Below are 17,016 nucleotides of genomic sequence, written 5' to 3' on the forward strand. Positions count from 1 at the left end.
ATTATGAAATGATACTATTGCAGTACTAATTGAAGGACTTAGTATGAAAGTGTTAAAAAAGAAAGATAAAATGTTGTTTAATAATAATGATATCTCATTTGGTAATGTTAGTATTGAAAATGATACATTGACTTTAGAAATAATAAAAACTCTACCTGCTTTTAGAAACCTAAAGTATGGAACTGAAACCCTAAAAGGTATTTTAAAATATATTTCAAAACAGAGTAAATATAAAAAGATTTATTTAAATCCATTACCTTTAGATTCAAATGGCTTAAACCTAGAAAAACTTATATCTTTTTATAAAAAGTTTGGTTTTAAAAAAAGTAGTAAAGCTGATATTTCTTATCCATTCTTAATGGAAAAAACTTTAGTTTTCTAGAGTGTTATCTTCTTGAGGAAGCTTTATGATGAAACATGCTCCTTTATTTTTATTTTCTACTTTGATTGAACCATTGAAACTTTCTTGAATAATTCTCTTTGATATTGTCAATCCAATACCTGTACCTTCTTTATCCTTTGTTGTAAATCTATCTTCAAATATTTTATTTATATATTCTTCTTTGATTCCACCAGCAGTATCTTCAATTTCTATAACTATGGAAGCTTCTTTTTTATAAGTACTTATTGTAATACTACTATCTTCTATGTTATTTTTTCCATTAAATTCATCAAGGGCATTATTGAAAATATTTAAAAGCACTTGGCATAATTCACTTTTGTATCCATAAATTTTAATATCTTCTTCAACATTGTTTATTACTTCAACTTTTTGTTTTCTAAAGCGTAAGAATAGGATTTTTAAAATCTTATTAGTACAGTCTTTTATAGTAAATTCACTTTTAATTTTATCAGGAGATAAAAAAGATCTAAAATCATTCGCTGTATCACTCATGAAGTCTACATTTTCTATAATAGTTTTAATATAGTACTCTCTTTGTTCTTCTGATAGATTTTTCATCTCTAGGTTCATTTCAAGGGCTTGTGATGTAACTTTAATAATACTAAGTGGCTGTTTCCACTGATGAATTATATTATCAATCATATTTCCCATTTCTGCAAGTTTAGCCTTTTGTGCTAATATTCTTTCAGCTTCTAATCTTTTTTCTAATTCCTCATCTACTTTCTTTTGTAATTGTTCATTTAGAGTTTTCATTGCAGTGATATCAATGGCTATACCTAAAATATATGTTTTATTAAAAAGTCCAAAAAAAGAGATTTTTATAATTCTTGTATCATAGTAAAGTTTTTTATTGTTTTTAAGTGTTATTGTATCTAGAAATTTTATTTTTTGTTTTTTTAAAACATCATTATCTTTCTCTTTTGATGTATAAGGAAGATTTCTGTGAGTGAATTCATAAGATTTTTTTCCAATAAGTTGTTTTTTGGAAGTACAGCCATATAGTTTAGTTAATGACTCATTTACTAGTAGAAATACTCCATTTTTATCTTTTAAACATATAGGAAAGGGGATATTATTAATTAGTCTATCAAGTATTTCCATTCTTATTGCTTGGAAATATGCTCCTATGAAAACAAAAGGAATAGAAAATAAAAAGATTACAACAAAAAAAAGAATTATATTTCTAGTAGCTTCTTCCATATAGGCATCATATAATTGTTTTTTTATAGAATAAATTATATAAAACTTATTATCTGTTATATCAATAGAGTTTATGTAATAAAGTAGTTTTTTATCTGAAACCTTAGTATTTTCATTTTTTATTAGTTTGTATATATTTGGTATTTCATTTTTTACTTTATGATTTGTTCCTCTTTGTGTACTCCAACTTTTGTTTTCATCTGGGTGCAGTAGAAAATTGTTTTCATTATCCATGAAGTAAACATCAAAGGATTCTTTATCTTTAATACTAGCAATTAAATCATTTGCTAAAAAATTTATAATAATAATTCCTTCAAAAGAGTTATTTCTATATATTGGTGTAGAAATTCTAATTGTAGGTTTAAAAGGAATCTCTATTTTTCCATGTTCAATATTTAAATCAAAATTAGAGATATAAAACTCTCCTTCTTTTAGATTCATAGTTTTTTTAAAGTAGTATCTTTTAGCTTTGTTCTGTAATTTTTCAACAATTTTTGTAATCCCATTCACTTTATCAATTCTAATTATTTCATTTCCATCTTTATTGATAAATCTTAATTGAAAGATATTTCCATTTGCTTTAACAAAATCACTTAGGTCTTCTCTTAAATATTTTATAATATTTTTTTCACCATCAAAAAATCTCTTTAAATCTTTATTCTCCTTGATAGTGTTTAATACTAACTTGTAATGATTGATTTCAGTATTTATTTTTTTATTTGTTTCTTTAAATTCAGTTTTTGCAATATCAAGTTTTGAGTAATAGAGCAATTCATTTTGTTTTTTCTGGATATATATGAATACAATAAATGCTAAAATAGTATTAATAATACCTATAGTAATTAAAAAAAGGAAAGTGTTTTTTCTAATAGAAGTAATATAAGCCATAATAAACTCCTTGTTAAATATAATAACAAGAAATATCATTAAAATAAGTAAAAAATATAATAAACTTATAAATTTAATCTAAAATTAACTTGTAATGTAGTCAATATGCTCATCTAATTTTTCAAAAAAGTTTGTTCTTCCTCTTCTTATTAGTTCATCTAGCTCAAAGACACAAGAAGCTGCATCAAGGCTTTTTAGCATAATAAGTTTATTGTCAATAAATCTATAAATATATAATCTTGTATCAACACTTGAATTATTGTGTACTATAATTGAATAGTTTTCTATTAGCTTATTAGTTTTTATAACTTCTTTAAACTTTTCAAAACTATACTCTTTATCTATATATCTTGCTTGAATATAGTAAACGTTGGTTTCTTTAATATTATTATCAATATAACTATTTTCAAACTCTATAAACTCTGTCTTTAAAAGATTTTTATCATAATATTTGTAAGTTCCATCTACAAGTTCAATTTTTACTTCTTTTTCTTCTTCTTGTTGTGTATTTTGAACTGGTGTATTTTCATTTGTAATTTCTATATTTATTTGACTCTCTTCTTTATCAAACTCTATTATGTTTTCATAACCTTTGTTTTTTAAAAACTCTTTTAATAATACTTCAAATGTTTTGTAATCAATTGATGAGTCTTTTTTATTTCTAGCTTGTTTTAAAGAACCACTTTCTAATAATATATTATAAAGTTTAGTTGAAGTTGGTTTCTCTTCTTGTGTTAAATAATGAGCAATAGATTTTATATTTCTAAAAAGTAGGGTATTCAATAAACCTTTTTCATACTCTTCTTTTAGATATTTTTTACAATAGTTTTCATAAGCACTTCTTGAAATCTCTTCAATCTCTTTTGAATAAAGTTCTATTTGTTTTTTAGTTGATAATCCAGAAAATAATAGTTTTTTTACATAATTAAGGTTTTGAAGGAATCTATCTTTTTTTGAAAATAGGGTGTGTTCAGTATCTAAACATGAAATCAAGTCATTAAAAATCTTTTCTTTATCATTCATTTTTACTTCTTTTTTTATTAAAACTTATATAAAACTATATATCAACTATTATTAAACTTATATAAAACTATATATCAACTATAAAAATTGATATTTTTTATGAAAATAGAAGTTATTTTAAAAGTGTGGAATGATAAATTAAAAAATAGAAAAAATAGAAATAGAATAAATAAAATAATTTTTTAGTAAGAGTAAAATTTAGGCATAAAAAAAGGGTCCATCCGAAGATAGACCCTTTATAAGTTGAATAGAAAGTAAAATTACTTAGCTACAGCTTCTTTTAAAGCTTTACCAACTTTGAATTTTGCTACAGTTGTTGCAGGAACTTTAACAGTTTTGTCTGTTCCAGGAACTTTTGCAGTTCTTTCAGCTCTATCAGCTGTTGTAAATGTTCCAAATCCAATAAAACTAACAGATTCTCTTTTTACTAAAGTTTCTGTAACAGTTTCTAATACTGCATCAACAGCACCTTTCGCATCTTTCTTAGAAAGACCAGCTTTTGCAGCAACTGCATCAATAAATTCAGCTTTGTTCATAGACGAACTCCTTGTGTAAGATAAAAATTTAATAAACTTTATAGTAACTAACCTTTAAAATAGCTAAAAAGCTGATATGTTGGGGTTAAAATGCTATAAAATTTAACTATTTATTATTTATATGTTGATTTTATACTTAAAAGTCGACAAGAATTCTCTAGAATTGCAATTCTTTTTACAAGATTATTGATATCCCTGTCATACACGTATGTACCAACACCCTTAATAACAATTATATGTTCTTGTGATTCTTTTAAGTATTTTGTTATCTCTAAAGCATTTCTATCATACCATGAATCAAAATCTCCGGGGTCATATACTTTTATTTTAGAAAACTCTGTTTTCCCAAAATAATCATCAAAAATAATCTCATCATGTTCAAAGGTATATGCAGTCGTATAAATTGGCATTCCAAATGCAATATATTTTGCTTCATGTATATTATTGTATATAGTTGCATGAATTTCTGATTCAATACTTGCAACATTCCATCTATAATCTCTTTTATTCATATTAAGCTTACATAATGATTTTTCTGTCATTTCATCAAAGATTGCATCAGAGGTATTAATTATAAATGTATTATGGTCTACTTTTGAAGATATTGCACCATGATAGATACCAAAGAAATTTTTTCTAAACATTGTTAAAGATAAGTCACTTAAAAGTTTAACTGTATTTGGGTCTATCATTTTAAAAAACCTTAAATAATTTTTTCGCTATTATACATAAAAACTACTAAGGACAAATTTAATGCAAATTCCCCATATTCCAGTGCTTTTTCAAGAGACTTTAGATGCTTTTGAAGATATAAATGATGGATATATTATTGATTGTACTACTGGTTATGGTGGCCATAGTGAAGGATTGTTAAAACAATATCCAAATATAAAGCTAATATGTAATGACCAAGATGATGAAGCTTTAGCATTTTCAAGTAATAGATTAAAAGAGTTTGAAGATAGAGTTACTTTTAATAAAGGAAACTTTGAGCATGTTATTGAAAAGTTTAAAAATGAGAATATAAAAGGTATTTTAGCTGATATTGGTGTTTCTTCTTTACAATTAGATAAAGAAGATAGAGGTTTTGGTTTTGAAAGTTCAGTTTTAGATATGAGAATGAATCAAAACCAATCTTTAGATGCCTCTGTTGTAGTAAATAGTTATTCTCAACATGAACTTGAAAGAGTACTAAAAGAGTATGGAGAAGTAAGAGAGTATAAAAAGGTTGCTTCTTTAATTGTAAATAACAGACCGTTTTCATCTGCAAAGGAGTTATCAACTCTTTTATCAAAAAAAATGCACAAAGGAAAAATTCATCCTGCAACACTTCCTTTTCAAGGTATTAGAATAGAAGTAAATGATGAGCTTGGAGTTCTTGAAAGACTTTTTGATTCAATAGAGAGTGCAAACCTTAAAGACTGTACTGTTGCAATTATCTCTTTTCATTCTTTAGAAGATAGAATTGTTAAAAACTATTTTAAAAAGTGGAGTAAATCTTGTATTTGTCCAAATGATGCATTTAGATGTACTTGTGGAAATAATCACTCTTTAGGTAAGATAATTACAAGAAAACCAGTTATTCCTACAAAAGAGGAAATAAAACAAAACCCTCGAAGTAGAAGTTCAAAATTAAGGATTTTCAAATTTGATTAAACTTAACCCTAAAAATTCTCTTTTAATAGTATTAGGTACCTTAGCATTAGGTCTTATACTATTTTTTCCAAAGATTTTTTTAGCAAATAATATATATTATGTTAGTAAAGATATTAATAAACTTTATGCCCATTATATCTCTTTAAAAGAGGAAAATAAATTTTTGGCTCAACAATTAGAGGATATGAAGTTTAAAAATCAAATTGAAGACTCTTTAATAATATATTCAATAGAAGAAGCTTATGATAAAAACAATAATTGAGTTCGCACTTAGAAAACCTATATTAAACCACTTTTTACTCTTCTTTTTATTAGTACTTTCTGTTTTTGCATATTTTAAAATACCAAAAGAGATTTTTCCTCCTGCTTCACTTGATGCCGTTGCTATTACTGGAACTTACGCAGGAGCAAGTTCTGACTTACTTGATAAAATGGCAGTTGAGGATTTAGAGGACGAGCTTGTATCTTTAGAAGAAGCAAGTGATATTACATCTATAGTTAAAAATGGATTTTTTTCTATAAATATAAAGTTAAAAAGAGGCTTTGAAGCTACTGATGTACTTGATGATGTAAAAGATATAGTTACAAAAACAAAAGTAAATCTTCCAAGTGATATGGACGAACCTATAGTAAAAGAAGTAATAGGTGAGATTCCTTTAATTACTGTTGTTATCTATGGTGAAGATTCTAAAGAGAAACTTCTTGATGTAGCAGATGATGTAAAATCAAGAATCTCTGCACTTAAAGATTTAAGTTCTATTTCTATTTGGGGAGATTCAGATAAAGAGTTATTGGTTAAATTTGATGAAAATAGAATCTTAGCTTATGGCTTAAATCTTCAAGATGTAGTTAACTCTGTTCAAAATATAAGCTCTATTTTTCCTGCAGGTATTATAAAAGATAGTACAAGACACTACTATTTAAGTACTTTTAATGGTGAAAAAGACATTAACAAGATTAAAAATACAATAATAAAAATAAACAATCAAAGGGTTTTATTAAAAGATATTGCAAAGGTTGAGTTTAAACTTGCTGATGTAAATAATATCTCCCATTTCAATGGAAATAGAGATGTTTCTATTGGTATAAACAAAAGTGATACTGGTGATGCAATTGAGTTAGTAAAACAAATAAAAGAGATTTTAAAAGAAGCAAAAAGAGATTATCCTTCTTTATCTTTTGATACTCATACCGATACTTCTGTGTGGATTAAAAATAGACTTAATACTGTTGTTTCAAATATTTTGTTTGGACTTTGTCTTTTATTTATGGCCTTGTTCTATTTTATTAATGTAAGAATTGCAATTGTTATTGCAATTGGTATTCCAACTTCATTTATGATAGGACTTATATCCGCTGAAGCTATGGGTTATAGTTTAAATATGCTATCTCTGCTTGGGGCGTTAATTGCTCTTGGTATGCTTGTTGATGAAGCAATTGTTGTTGGCGAAAATATTTACAGACATATGGAAATGGGTAAAAATAGACTCCAAGCTTCTTTAGATGGAGCTTTAGAAGTTTATCCAGCTGTTTTAACTGCAACTGCAACTACTATCTTTGCTTTTTTACCAATTCTACTTATGACAGGTGAAGTAGGGAAGTTTATGAAAGTATTACCGATTATGATTACAATACTTTTATTATCATCTTTAGTTGAAGCTTTCTTTTTCCTTCCTTTACATGCAAAACAGATATTTGATGTTCATAAAAAAGAGAAAAGATCAGATAGAATTTGGGAAGTGAATAAAAAAATCTATAGAACTATACTTAGTTTTCTACTAAAAAGAAAATATTTAGCAGTTATTGTTATGCTTATTTCTATTCTTATCTCAACTGTATTTATAGCATCACAGTCAAGGTTCCAGTTTTTACCAGATTTTGATTCTACACAACTATATATAAACGGTTCTGTTGGCGTTGGTAAAAAAATAGAGCAAACAGAAAAACTTGTTGAGCAAATAGAAAGAAAGATTATTGATGAATATGATTTTGCAAATAATATTGACTCTATCTCTTCTGTTACTGGTATGAAACTTGATGGTAAAAACTTGCCTCAAAATGAAGAGTTCTATTTTCAAATATTTGTAAATCTTTATGAAAGAGCACCTCAAAATATTTTTGATAAATATATAAACCCTTATTTGTCTCCAAAATATGATGATACAAACATGATTAGAGAGAAATCAGCCCAAGAGGTTGAAGAGGAACTAAGAGCTCTTTTACAGCCTTTAATTAACAGTGGTAAATATGAAGAGTTTAAAATAACTATACCAGGTGCAGGTATTGTTAAAAATGATTTAGAGTTAGCTATTTCAGGAGCAAATACTAAAAATGTAAATAACTCAGTTAAAGTTATAAAAGATAAATTAAATGAGATAAATGGTGTTTCAAATGTAGCTGATGATATTTTAGTTGGAAATATAGAGTTAAAATTCAAAGTAAATGAATATGGACAAAAACTAGGTTTCACTGAAAACTATATTATCTCTGCTGTTAGACCTTTTTATTTTAAAGGTGCTTATTCAAAAATGTTTGATGATAAAGGTATTGTTGAAGTAGTTTTCCAAAGTAAAAATAAAGATGAATTATCTTCTTTAGATAGATTTGAAGTTCTAATTCCTGGAACAGCTCAAAAAGTACTTTTAAAAGATGTTGTTACTATAGTTAGAAAAAATGCTCAGTCTCAAATTTTTAAAGAAAACTCTAAAAGAATAGTTTCTGTAACAGCAAGTATCAATAAGGTTACTTCATCTGAAGTTTTCGAACAATTAAACCCCACTCTTGAAGAACAAAAACAGTTTGTAAATATAGATATTAAAGGGGAACAAGAAGAGAATGAAAAGGTACAAAAAGAGATGGCACAAGCTGCTTTATTAGCTATTATTTTAATCTTCCTTGCTTTAATATGGATGTTTGATTCTTTAGTTAAACCTTTAATTATAATATCAACTGTTCCTTTATCTGTATTTGGAGTATTACTAGGTCATTTGGTTTTAGATTTAAATATTACAATGCCAAGTTTAATTGGTATTGTAGGATTAGCTGGAGTTATAGTTAATGATGGAATTATTATGATGGATTTTATTAAAAAAGCTAAAAATTTAGACGAGATGCAAGATTATGCACTTATGAGATTAAGACCAATTTTATTAACATCAATTACAACAATCTTAGGACTTGCGACTTTAATGTTTTTTGCTTCTGGACAAGCTTTAATTTTACAACCTATGGCAGTTGCTTTAGGGTTTGGTATTTTATGGGCAACAGTTCTAAACTTATACTATGTTCCGATGGTATATAGACTTATTTATTTAAGAAAAGCAGAATAGTTAAAACTTTTCTGCTTTTTTTATGATTGATTTAATCATATTATTAAAAACTAAATAGTGAATAGGAATTAAACTATACCAATAGATTCTTCCAAATAATCCTTTTGGATAGAAGTAAGCTGATTGAATAAGCTTATTATCTTCAATTTTAAACTCAAGCCAAGCAGTTCCTGGAACTTTCATTTGTGCATAAAGTAGTAGCCTTTCATTCTCTTTTATATCAACAACTTTCCAAAAGTCTAAACTCTCTCCTACACTAAGATTGTATTGATTTTTTCTTCCTCTTTTTAAACCAACTCCACCAAGTATTTTATCAATTAAACCTCTTGTTTCCCAAAGAAAATCAAAAGCAAACCAACCATCTTTCCCACCAATACTCGTAAAACTTTTAAAGACTTGTTCTTTTGATAAGTCTTTTAATAGTAACTCTTTTCTATCTAAAAAAATTGCATCAGCAATCTCTTTATCGTGGTTCCTATCCCAAATTTTACCAGAGTTGTCAGTATCTGACCAACGACTTATTACTTGATTAGTTTCTATCTCTTTAACAGCTCTTTTAACCGCATCTATGTATGAAATAGGGTCTATTTTAGGAAAGTATTTTTTTGCATTGTCATTTTGAATAACAACTTCTGATTTTAGCCCTTCAATCAAAGCTTTAGCTACTTTAAATTGTACAGGAGTAAACAGGTTTAGCCAATATGATGAAACATTAATAGAAAGAAAAGGTAAAGGTATTAACACTCTTTTTAAGCCTAAAGCTTTTGCTGTTTCTAGCATCATCTGCTTATATGTTAGTTGCTCACTTCCTATGTCAACTATTAAGTTTTCCTTTTCTTTTAGATAAATAGATTGCTCTAAGTAGTTTAAGACATCATCTACTGCTATAGGTTGAGCTTTTGTATTTACCCATTTTGGAGTTGTCATTATTGGAAGTTTTTCAGTTAAATTTCTTATTATCTCAAAACTTGTACTTCCTGAGCCTATAATAACTCCAGCTCTTATCCAAATAGTTTGAATATTTTTACTAGAACTTAAAACTTCACCTGTTTCTATTCTACTTAATAAGTGCTCACTTGTTTGTTCGTTTTTAACTCCTAAACCTCCAAGATAGATGATTCTTTTAACACCACACTTTATAGCTGCATCTAAAAAGTTTTGGGCTGATTGTTTATCTAGATTTTTATAATCACTTCTTGAAAGAGAATGAACTAAATAAAAAGCTGTATCTACATCTTTTAAAGCTTCTTTTAGTTTTTCTTTATTAAAAGTATCACCTTCTACAATGTCTATATTTGAAGGAAGGTTTTGAGATAAGGTTTTTTTATTTCTAACATATAGTCTTAAATCTATACCTTGATTTTGTATGAGTCTTTGCTTTAATCTTCTACCGATATATCCAGTTGAACCTGTAAGTAATACTTTCATGATATATCCTTTTTTATTTTATTATAACATTAGAAAATATCTTTTAGTATAAATTTTATTACATTTAATAGTAAATTTATATATAGTCTCACAAAAGAGACTATATATTTAGAAGTTAAATTTTCTTTTTAGTTTAAAGAAATAGATAATAGTTTTATATTGTATAAATATAAATGGAATCATTAGTAAAAAGTATGCAACAGAGTATTTCTCTACTACATTATTAAAAGTTAGTCCAAAATTGATAAAGAACATACCAAATACAAAAAATGCTACTCCTGGACAAATTAAAGCAAAGGATACTGAAGACCTAGTTTTTTCTTCATCAACATAGGTTTCAAAGTATTTATTCATTTTCATAACTTTATAACCTAAGATTCCAAAAATAATTTGGATAGAAAGAATAGTAGAAGTTAGAGTAAATAAAGAAGATTTACTCATATTTGAATCAAAGTTGTGGTCAAGTCCAAAAGATACTCTAATCATCATAATTCCTAAAAGTGTAAGAATAGGTAATATAATCCACAGTGAAGGACTAGCTTCTATTGAAATGCCTTGTTCAAACATATTTTTGAATCCCATTGTTATTTTAATGATAAGTAATAAAATAGCAAAAGAACCAAAGAATATAGCTCCAAATATTCCTAGGGCATTTATCACAATATTATGACTCATAGCACCAGGTGCTGCAAACCCAACTGAAACCATTGCCAATGCAAAGATTGAAATCATTTGAGAAAGATTATTGTTTTTTGTAAAATCAAACTCTCCTTTTACTAATAGTCTTGAAAAGTAAGTAAATATTATCTTCAATGCAAAATATCCAGCTACAACAAATCCAAGTAGGGCAAAAGGAAACATAAACTCAACTATAGACCATAAGTTAGGTACAAAAACAGCTCCTAGAACAAAACAAACATTAATAGTCATTGCATAAGTTAAAGGAATAGTCATAAGCGTGATTTCTGCATTTGAGTTCACAAGTGTTTTATAGTTGTCTGTTTTTTTATACATATTAAACTGTTTTGTATTCCAAATAAGTAGTTTAAAGTGAAAAAAGGCAAATAGTATAATACCTAATAAAGCAATTGCAATAGTAATAGATATCCATGTTCCTTTTATAAGTTCAGGAAATATATGGTTAAATGTTGCCATTGGTGTATCTTTATGTGGAACTAAAAACATTAGATACATAAAAAATGATACAGATAGCCCACCAGAACCTAATGAAGCTAAAAAACACATAGGGTTGAATTTTTCTCTTAAAGTCATTTATATCCTTTAAATATAATTTTAAATTATGGAAATATACTTTAAAAAATATTAAAAATAGATTAGTAGTATTATAAGTTTAAATTATAAATATTAATTTATAATTCAAATATTAAGGGCATACTTGATAATATTTCATATGTATAAAATTTCTGTCAGTAAAGAACTATTTAAAGATATCCAATTAAAAAAATTAAAGGTTTTAGAAAAGAGTACTTCTTCTTATTGGAAGAGAGAACTACTTGAGCCTAAAATTATAAATGACAAAATAAAATATAGTATTAAACAAATTGATAAAATAAAAATAACTAATGGTTTAGGTGAAGAGAAACCTCAAATGATTATTGAGTGTGAGAAGATAGATTATTCCTTCAAAAAAGACTTGTTTGAGTTTTATTTAGGAAGAATTATTGAACAAAAAAACTCAGACCTTGATGAAAACTATAAAGATACTTTAATACAAGAGTTATTAAGAGAAAGAGCTTTATTAGAAGATAATATGAATAGAGACCATTTAACAGGCGTTTATAATAGACGTAAAATGGAAAATGATTTGTCTATGTTTATAAATCAAAACAATAAGGATTTATTAACTGCTATTTTTATAGATGCAGATAGATTCAAAAGTATAAATGATAATTTTGGTCATGATACAGGAGATAAAGCTTTAACTTATCTTGCTAAAAAAATAGAAAAGTATGCAGGCTTTTTAAATGGTGAAGTATACAGATACGGTGGAGAAGAGTTTTTAATTTTATGTTTTCTTCCAAGATATGAAATAGAATCTAAATTAAATGAAATGAAAGAAGAGATTAAAGCTCACAAAATATATCACCCAAAACAAGATGTAACTTTAACTGTTAGTATCGGAGTATCATTTTTTAGTGATTGTAAAACAAAAGATGAAATGCTAAAAAGGGCAGACAGTGCAGTTTATCAAGCTAAAGAGCAGGGTAGAGATACTATTATTTATAATTGATTAGAGAAAACTCTAACTTGACATAAAAAAAATAGTGGAGTATGATTATAAAATAAAGGAGTTTGTCATGAGACTGCTTGTTTTATTTTTTACTTTAACTTTTACTCTTTTTGCTTCAAATATTACTCATTTTGCTTATGAAGGAGCTATAAATCCTGCAAGTAGTGCCTTTGTTAAAAAATCTATCAAAGAAGCAAATAAACAAAACTCTCAACTTATAATTTTCGAACTTAATACACCGGGTGGTTTAGTATCTTCTACAAGAGATATTGTTTCTCAGATTCTTAATTCAAATATACCAATTGTTGTTTATGTATCTCCAAAAGGTTCTAGAACTGCAAGTGCAGGAACTTTTATCTTATATGCTTCACATATTGCAGTTATGTCTGAAGGAACAAATGTAGGCGCTGCAACACCTGTACAACTAGCATTTACAGAAGAAAAAAACAGTAAACCATCTACTATGCAAACAAAAGCTATAAATGATGCAAGTGCATATATCGAAAGTTTAGCAAAACTTCGAAATAGAAATATACAATGGGCAAAAGAGAGCGTAACAAAAGGTGCAAGTATAGATTCCCAAAAAGCACTTGAGCTTGGTGTTATTGATTTTATAGCAAATGATATGACTTCCCTTTTAAAAAAGCTTGATGGTTTAGAAGTTCAAATAGATAAAAAAATAGTTAAATTAGATACTACAAACTCAAAAGTACACACTATAGAAGAGGGCTTTAAAATAAAGCTTTTATCTTATCTTTCTAATCCTAGTATTGCTTATGGCCTAATGCTTTTAGCTATTTATGGAATCTTTTTTGAGTTGATGAATCCTGGTTCTATTTTTCCTGGTGTAACAGGCTTAATAAGTGGTGCTTTAGCACTATATTCACTTAATATCTTACCTTTTGAGATAGCTGGCTTACTTCTTATTTTAATAGGACTTGTTCTTATGATTGCAGAAGTATTTATAGTAGGTTTTGGAATATTGGGTATTGGTGGAGTTATTGCCTTTGTATTTGGTTCTTTAATATTATTTGATGAAAAGACACTAGGTGTTGATATCTCTTTATCTTTAATAATTGCTTTTGCTTTAGTAAGTACAGCTATTTTTATATACTTACTTAAAATAATAATTCAAGAGAGAAAACAAAAAGCAAAAACAGGTATTGATGAAATGATAGGAGCTGTTGCTAAGGTTATTAAAAAGAAAGATGATATTTATAAAGTTGAAATTCATTCAGAAGTATGGAATGCAAAAAGTAATGAAGAGCTTGAAAAAGGTAAAGAAGTTATAGTAGAAAGTATTGATGGTTTAGTACTTCAAGTAAAACCTAAAAAGGAGTAAGTTATGTTTATGACAGTTATATATACTGTTTTTATTGTTATAGCAATAATTGCAGCTTCAATTAGAATTTTAAAAGAGTATGAAAGAGGTGTAATCTTTACATTAGGAAGATTTACAGGAGTTAAAGGACCTGGTTTGATTTTAGTGATTCCTTTTATTCAAAAGATGGTAAAAACAGATTTAAGAACTATAGTACATGATGTTCCATCTCAAGATGTAATCTCTCAAGATAATGTTTCTGTAAAGGTTAATGCTGTTGTTTATTATAGAGTAGTTGACCCTGAAAAGGCAATTATTCAAGTTGAAAGTTTTAATGATGCAACATCCCAACTTGCACAAACTACTTTACGGTCAGTTCTTGGAGGACATGACCTTGATGAAATGTTAGCAGAAAGAGAAAAGTTAAATGAAGACATTCAAGAGATACTTGATAAACAAACAGATGCTTGGGGAATAAAAATCTCAAATGTAGAGATAAAACATATTGACTTAGATGAAAGTATGATACGAGCTATTGCAAAACAAGCAGAAGCTGAACGGCAAAGAAGAGCTAAGGTCATTAACTCAAAAGGTGAGCTTGAAGCCAGTCAAAACCTTTTAGAAGCAGCTAATGTATTAGCAAATAACCCACAAGCCCTTCAATTAAGATATCTTCAGACATTAAGTGATATTTCAAGTGATAAAACAAATACTATTGTATTTCCTTTTGGAAGTGATTTAGGTAAGTTTTTTACTCAGAAAAGTTAGTGATATAAAATAGGGGAGTTAGGTGTAAACTAGAGTTTAGAAACTCTAGTTTTAAGATTACTTAGCGATTTGGTTAGCGATTGCTTCGATATCAGCATCAGAAAGACCAGCAACTTGACCTTTCATTAAACCTTTCATAGGTCCTCCGTAAGATCCATCTTTATAACCTTTCATTGCAGCAACAAATTCAGCTTTAGTCATATCTTTGATAATCTTAGATTTACCCATAGCAGCTTTTTCACCATTTGCACCATGACATGCAACACACTTTGCATATGGATTAGCAAATGCAGCACATGCAAGAATTGAAGTTAGAAGTAAAATTTTTCTCATTAGAGATCCTTTTTTTTAATTATTTCTTAGAATTTTAACCTAATAAACTTAATTTTGCTTTGATTTATATCAATACTAAATTAATTTTAAGCTAAGTAATTAAGAACGTTACTTTTATACTGAATTTTATGAATTGATTGTGTAGAAATTGTGGAGTATTTGAGTGGTTGAGAACTAATATAGTTAAACTATATTAGTTGTCTTTAAGAAGTTCTTCTTTTAGTTCTTCTTTGTTAATTTTACTTTTGTCACTAGGAACTAAAGGTAAAGATTTTTTATAAATTATTTTATTTGGAATCATATATGAAGCTAAGTGTTTTTTTAGTTCAAAGATTATCTCTTTTGAAGCAATCTCACTTCTTGCACTATAAACCATAACTATCTCTTCTTCTATCTCTTCATTTGGTATAGAGAAAATAGCACACTGGTCTATTTGAGGAAGATTATTTGCAACTACTGATTCTATTTCAAAAGGACTTACTCTAAATCCTCTTGTTTTAATCATATCATCATGTCTTGAAACAAAATAGAAGTAACCTTCTTCATCTTTATAAACATAATCTCCTGTTGCAACAACAGTTTCATCTGTAAGTTGTCCTTCTAAGTTAATTACATCTTTTAAAATCTGAATAGATTTAAATCGCTCACTCGTTTCTACAGGTGCATTCCAATATCCTTTATAGATATATCCACCTCTATGAATAAGTTCACCAACTTCTCTTGGTTTACATTCTTTGCCTTCTTCATTGATTACATATAATTCAACATCAGGAATAGCTTTACCAATAGAATCAGGTCTAATCCAGATTTGAGAAGGTTCTAGATATGTTGATCTAAATGCTTCTGTAAGTCCATGCATTGAATAAAACTTTGCATCAGGGAAGTATTTATCTAAATCTTTTAACATCTTATGTGTAACATTACCACCAGAAGAAGTTAATACTCTAACTTTAGATAGTAAATCTGCACTTGGAAGTCTATGCTCATCTTCATCAAACATAGAAGAGATATTAATAGGCATTAAAGGTACAACTGTAACTTCATCATTAATTAAGTGGTTAAAGAAGTCTCCCGCAAGAATAAATCTATGTAAAGCTAAAGTAGCTCTTTTATATAGTGAGCAGAAAATTTGATTTAATCCATAGTCAAGATTGAAAATAAGTGTTCCAGATATAACGTCATCTTCTTTTAAATCTAAGTACTGACTTACTACTCTTGCAGAGTCAATTAGATTTCTGTGAGAAATAACAATACCTTTTGGTGTACCTGTTAATCCAAATGAGTAAGTAATAACTGCATTATCATGACCACTTATCTCACAAGTATAAGGTTTATTGTAGTATTTGAAAATCTCTTCAAATGAAGCAATATCTTTGTGAGTAGTTTCATAAGATACAATATGTCCATCAAAGTTAATTTCTTCAATTGACTCTAATTTTAATCTATCCGTGATAATACATTTAATATCACAATCTTTGATTATGTATTCAACTTGCTCTGACTTTAAAAGTCTAGTTAATGGAACAAGTACATAATCAGTAGATAAAATTGCAAGTATAGCAATTACTTGTTCTATACTTTTTGTAGAGTAGATACCAATTCTACTACCTTTTGGTAAATCTAATTCTCTTAGATAAAATGCTATTTGATTAACTTTTGTAAATAACTCTTTATATGTTATCTCTTTTTCATTAAATTTTATTGCAACTTTTTCTGGGTGAGATGCTTGTGCATCTTCAATAAGTGTTCTAATACAATTTATAGACATATTTTTTCCTTAAAATTTGTCCCAAATTTGAAGGGACCTTATTTAATAACTTCTTTTTAGCAAAGGAAATAAATTCCTTTTAAAAGAAGCTTGTTGTCAAACTCTCTTTGAG

At 27.3% G+C, this 17,016-nt stretch carries 15 protein-coding genes; 7 read left to right on the plus strand and 8 right to left on the minus strand.

What is annotated here, in order from left to right; all coding sequences use genetic code 11:
• Positions 1 to 43: 43 nt before the first annotated feature.
• Entirely contained in the window at positions 44 to 382 is a 339-nt protein-coding gene (locus CRV02_RS04045) for a hypothetical protein (RefSeq protein ID WP_129083420.1), read from the plus strand.
• Here CRV02_RS04045 and CRV02_RS04050 read toward each other — a convergent pair.
• From CRV02_RS04050 to CRV02_RS04065, 4 genes are all read right to left on the minus strand, one after another.
• The gene (locus CRV02_RS04050) at positions 371 to 2,491 is read right to left on the minus strand and encodes an ATP-binding protein (protein ID WP_164968959.1); all 2,121 of its coding nucleotides are present in this window, start codon (positions 2,489 to 2,491) and stop codon (positions 371 to 373) included. The two genes, CRV02_RS04045 and CRV02_RS04050, sit on opposite strands and share 12 nt — an antisense overlap.
• 84 nt (positions 2,492 to 2,575) lie before the next feature.
• Complete coding sequence (locus CRV02_RS04055; RefSeq protein ID WP_129089267.1) at positions 2,576 to 3,514, minus strand: hypothetical protein; 939 nt, start codon at positions 3,512 to 3,514, stop codon at positions 2,576 to 2,578.
• Between the two features lie 260 nt (positions 3,515 to 3,774).
• The gene (locus tag CRV02_RS04060) at positions 3,775 to 4,050 is read right to left on the minus strand and encodes an HU family DNA-binding protein (protein ID WP_129008301.1); all 276 of its coding nucleotides are present in this window, start codon (positions 4,048 to 4,050) and stop codon (positions 3,775 to 3,777) included.
• 113 nt (positions 4,051 to 4,163) lie between these two features.
• On the minus strand, positions 4,164 to 4,742 hold the full coding sequence (locus CRV02_RS04065; protein ID WP_129083423.1) for a class II aldolase and adducin N-terminal domain-containing protein: 579 nt from the start codon (positions 4,740 to 4,742) through the stop codon (positions 4,164 to 4,166).
• Positions 4,743 to 4,803: 61 nt separating this feature from the next.
• On the opposite strand from CRV02_RS04065, the gene rsmH reads away from it, so the two are divergent.
• The 3 genes from rsmH to CRV02_RS04080 are packed head-to-tail and all read left to right on the plus strand — an operon-like array spanning position 4,804 to position 9,035.
• Complete coding sequence (gene rsmH, locus CRV02_RS04070) at positions 4,804 to 5,706, plus strand: 16S rRNA (cytosine(1402)-N(4))-methyltransferase RsmH (protein WP_129089268.1); 903 nt, start codon at positions 4,804 to 4,806, stop codon at positions 5,704 to 5,706.
• Positions 5,699 to 5,968, plus strand: coding sequence for a hypothetical protein (locus CRV02_RS04075; RefSeq protein WP_129083425.1), 270 nt, complete (start codon positions 5,699 to 5,701; stop codon positions 5,966 to 5,968). The genes rsmH and CRV02_RS04075 overlap by 8 nt, the downstream gene beginning before the upstream one ends.
• Positions 5,949 to 9,035, plus strand: coding sequence for an efflux RND transporter permease subunit (locus CRV02_RS04080; protein WP_129089269.1), 3,087 nt, complete (start codon positions 5,949 to 5,951; stop codon positions 9,033 to 9,035). Before CRV02_RS04075 ends, CRV02_RS04080 begins: the two co-directional genes overlap by 20 nt.
• Here CRV02_RS04080 and CRV02_RS04085 read toward each other — a convergent pair whose 3' ends face one another.
• On the minus strand, positions 9,036 to 10,463 hold the full coding sequence (locus tag CRV02_RS04085) for an SDR family oxidoreductase (RefSeq protein WP_129089270.1): 1,428 nt from the start codon (positions 10,461 to 10,463) through the stop codon (positions 9,036 to 9,038). It lies immediately after the preceding gene.
• A gap of 108 nt (positions 10,464 to 10,571) precedes the next feature.
• Positions 10,572 to 11,735, minus strand: a complete 1,164-nt coding sequence (locus CRV02_RS04090) for a hypothetical protein (RefSeq protein ID WP_129089271.1) — start codon at positions 11,733 to 11,735, stop codon at positions 10,572 to 10,574.
• Positions 11,736 to 11,859: 124 nt separating this feature from the next.
• Between CRV02_RS04090 and CRV02_RS04095 the strand changes: the two genes are divergently transcribed.
• From CRV02_RS04095 to CRV02_RS04105, 3 genes are all read left to right on the plus strand, one after another.
• Positions 11,860 to 12,714, plus strand: coding sequence for a GGDEF domain-containing protein (locus tag CRV02_RS04095; protein ID WP_258239223.1), 855 nt, complete (start codon positions 11,860 to 11,862; stop codon positions 12,712 to 12,714).
• A gap of 67 nt (positions 12,715 to 12,781) precedes the next feature.
• Positions 12,782 to 14,056 carry a nodulation protein NfeD gene (locus CRV02_RS04100; protein ID WP_129089272.1) on the plus strand — a complete coding sequence of 425 codons (1,275 nt, stop codon included), beginning with the start codon at positions 12,782 to 12,784 and terminating at the stop codon, positions 14,054 to 14,056.
• 3 nt (positions 14,057 to 14,059) lie between these two features.
• Positions 14,060 to 14,803 carry a slipin family protein gene (locus CRV02_RS04105; RefSeq protein ID WP_129083431.1) on the plus strand — a complete coding sequence of 248 codons (744 nt, stop codon included), beginning with the start codon at positions 14,060 to 14,062 and terminating at the stop codon, positions 14,801 to 14,803.
• Positions 14,804 to 14,860: 57 nt separating this feature from the next.
• Here the strand turns inward: CRV02_RS04105 and CRV02_RS04110 are convergent, their stop codons facing one another.
• Both CRV02_RS04110 and CRV02_RS04115 read right to left on the minus strand, forming a co-directional pair.
• Entirely contained in the window at positions 14,861 to 15,136 is a 276-nt protein-coding gene (locus CRV02_RS04110) for a c-type cytochrome (protein ID WP_129083432.1), read from the minus strand.
• Positions 15,137 to 15,329: 193 nt separating this feature from the next.
• The gene (locus CRV02_RS04115; protein WP_129089273.1) at positions 15,330 to 16,904 is read right to left on the minus strand and encodes an AMP-binding protein; all 1,575 of its coding nucleotides are present in this window, start codon (positions 16,902 to 16,904) and stop codon (positions 15,330 to 15,332) included.
• Positions 16,905 to 17,016: the final 112 nt, after the last annotated feature.

The sequence above is a fragment of the Arcobacter sp. CECT 8989 genome, assembly GCF_004116715.1.
Classification (GTDB): Bacteria; Campylobacterota; Campylobacteria; order Campylobacterales; family Arcobacteraceae; genus Halarcobacter.

Excerpts from the sequence above, each read along its gene's own strand:
- rsmH (WP_129089268.1), top strand. The coding sequence starts at position 4,804 with ATGCAAATTCCCCATATTCCAGTGCTTTTTCAAGAGACTTTAGATGCT.
- CRV02_RS04065 (WP_129083423.1), bottom strand. The coding sequence starts at position 4,742 with ATGATAGACCCAAATACAGTTAAACTTTTAAGTGACTTATCTTTAACA.
- CRV02_RS04080 (WP_129089269.1), top strand. The coding sequence starts at position 5,949 with ATGATAAAAACAATAATTGAGTTCGCACTTAGAAAACCTATATTAAAC.
- CRV02_RS04055 (WP_129089267.1), bottom strand. The coding sequence starts at position 3,514 with ATGAATGATAAAGAAAAGATTTTTAATGACTTGATTTCATGTTTAGAT.
- CRV02_RS04105 (WP_129083431.1), top strand. The coding sequence starts at position 14,060 with ATGTTTATGACAGTTATATATACTGTTTTTATTGTTATAGCAATAATT.
- CRV02_RS04100 (WP_129089272.1), top strand. The coding sequence starts at position 12,782 with ATGAGACTGCTTGTTTTATTTTTTACTTTAACTTTTACTCTTTTTGCT.
- CRV02_RS04060 (WP_129008301.1), bottom strand. The coding sequence starts at position 4,050 with ATGAACAAAGCTGAATTTATTGATGCAGTTGCTGCAAAAGCTGGTCTT.
- CRV02_RS04090 (WP_129089271.1), bottom strand. The coding sequence starts at position 11,735 with ATGACTTTAAGAGAAAAATTCAACCCTATGTGTTTTTTAGCTTCATTA.
- CRV02_RS04110 (WP_129083432.1), bottom strand. The coding sequence starts at position 15,136 with ATGAGAAAAATTTTACTTCTAACTTCAATTCTTGCATGTGCTGCATTT.
- CRV02_RS04045 (WP_129083420.1), top strand. The coding sequence starts at position 44 with ATGAAAGTGTTAAAAAAGAAAGATAAAATGTTGTTTAATAATAATGAT.
- CRV02_RS04085 (WP_129089270.1), bottom strand. The coding sequence starts at position 10,463 with ATGAAAGTATTACTTACAGGTTCAACTGGATATATCGGTAGAAGATTA.
- CRV02_RS04115 (WP_129089273.1), bottom strand. The coding sequence starts at position 16,904 with ATGTCTATAAATTGTATTAGAACACTTATTGAAGATGCACAAGCATCT.
- CRV02_RS04050 (WP_164968959.1), bottom strand. The coding sequence starts at position 2,491 with ATGGCTTATATTACTTCTATTAGAAAAAACACTTTCCTTTTTTTAATT.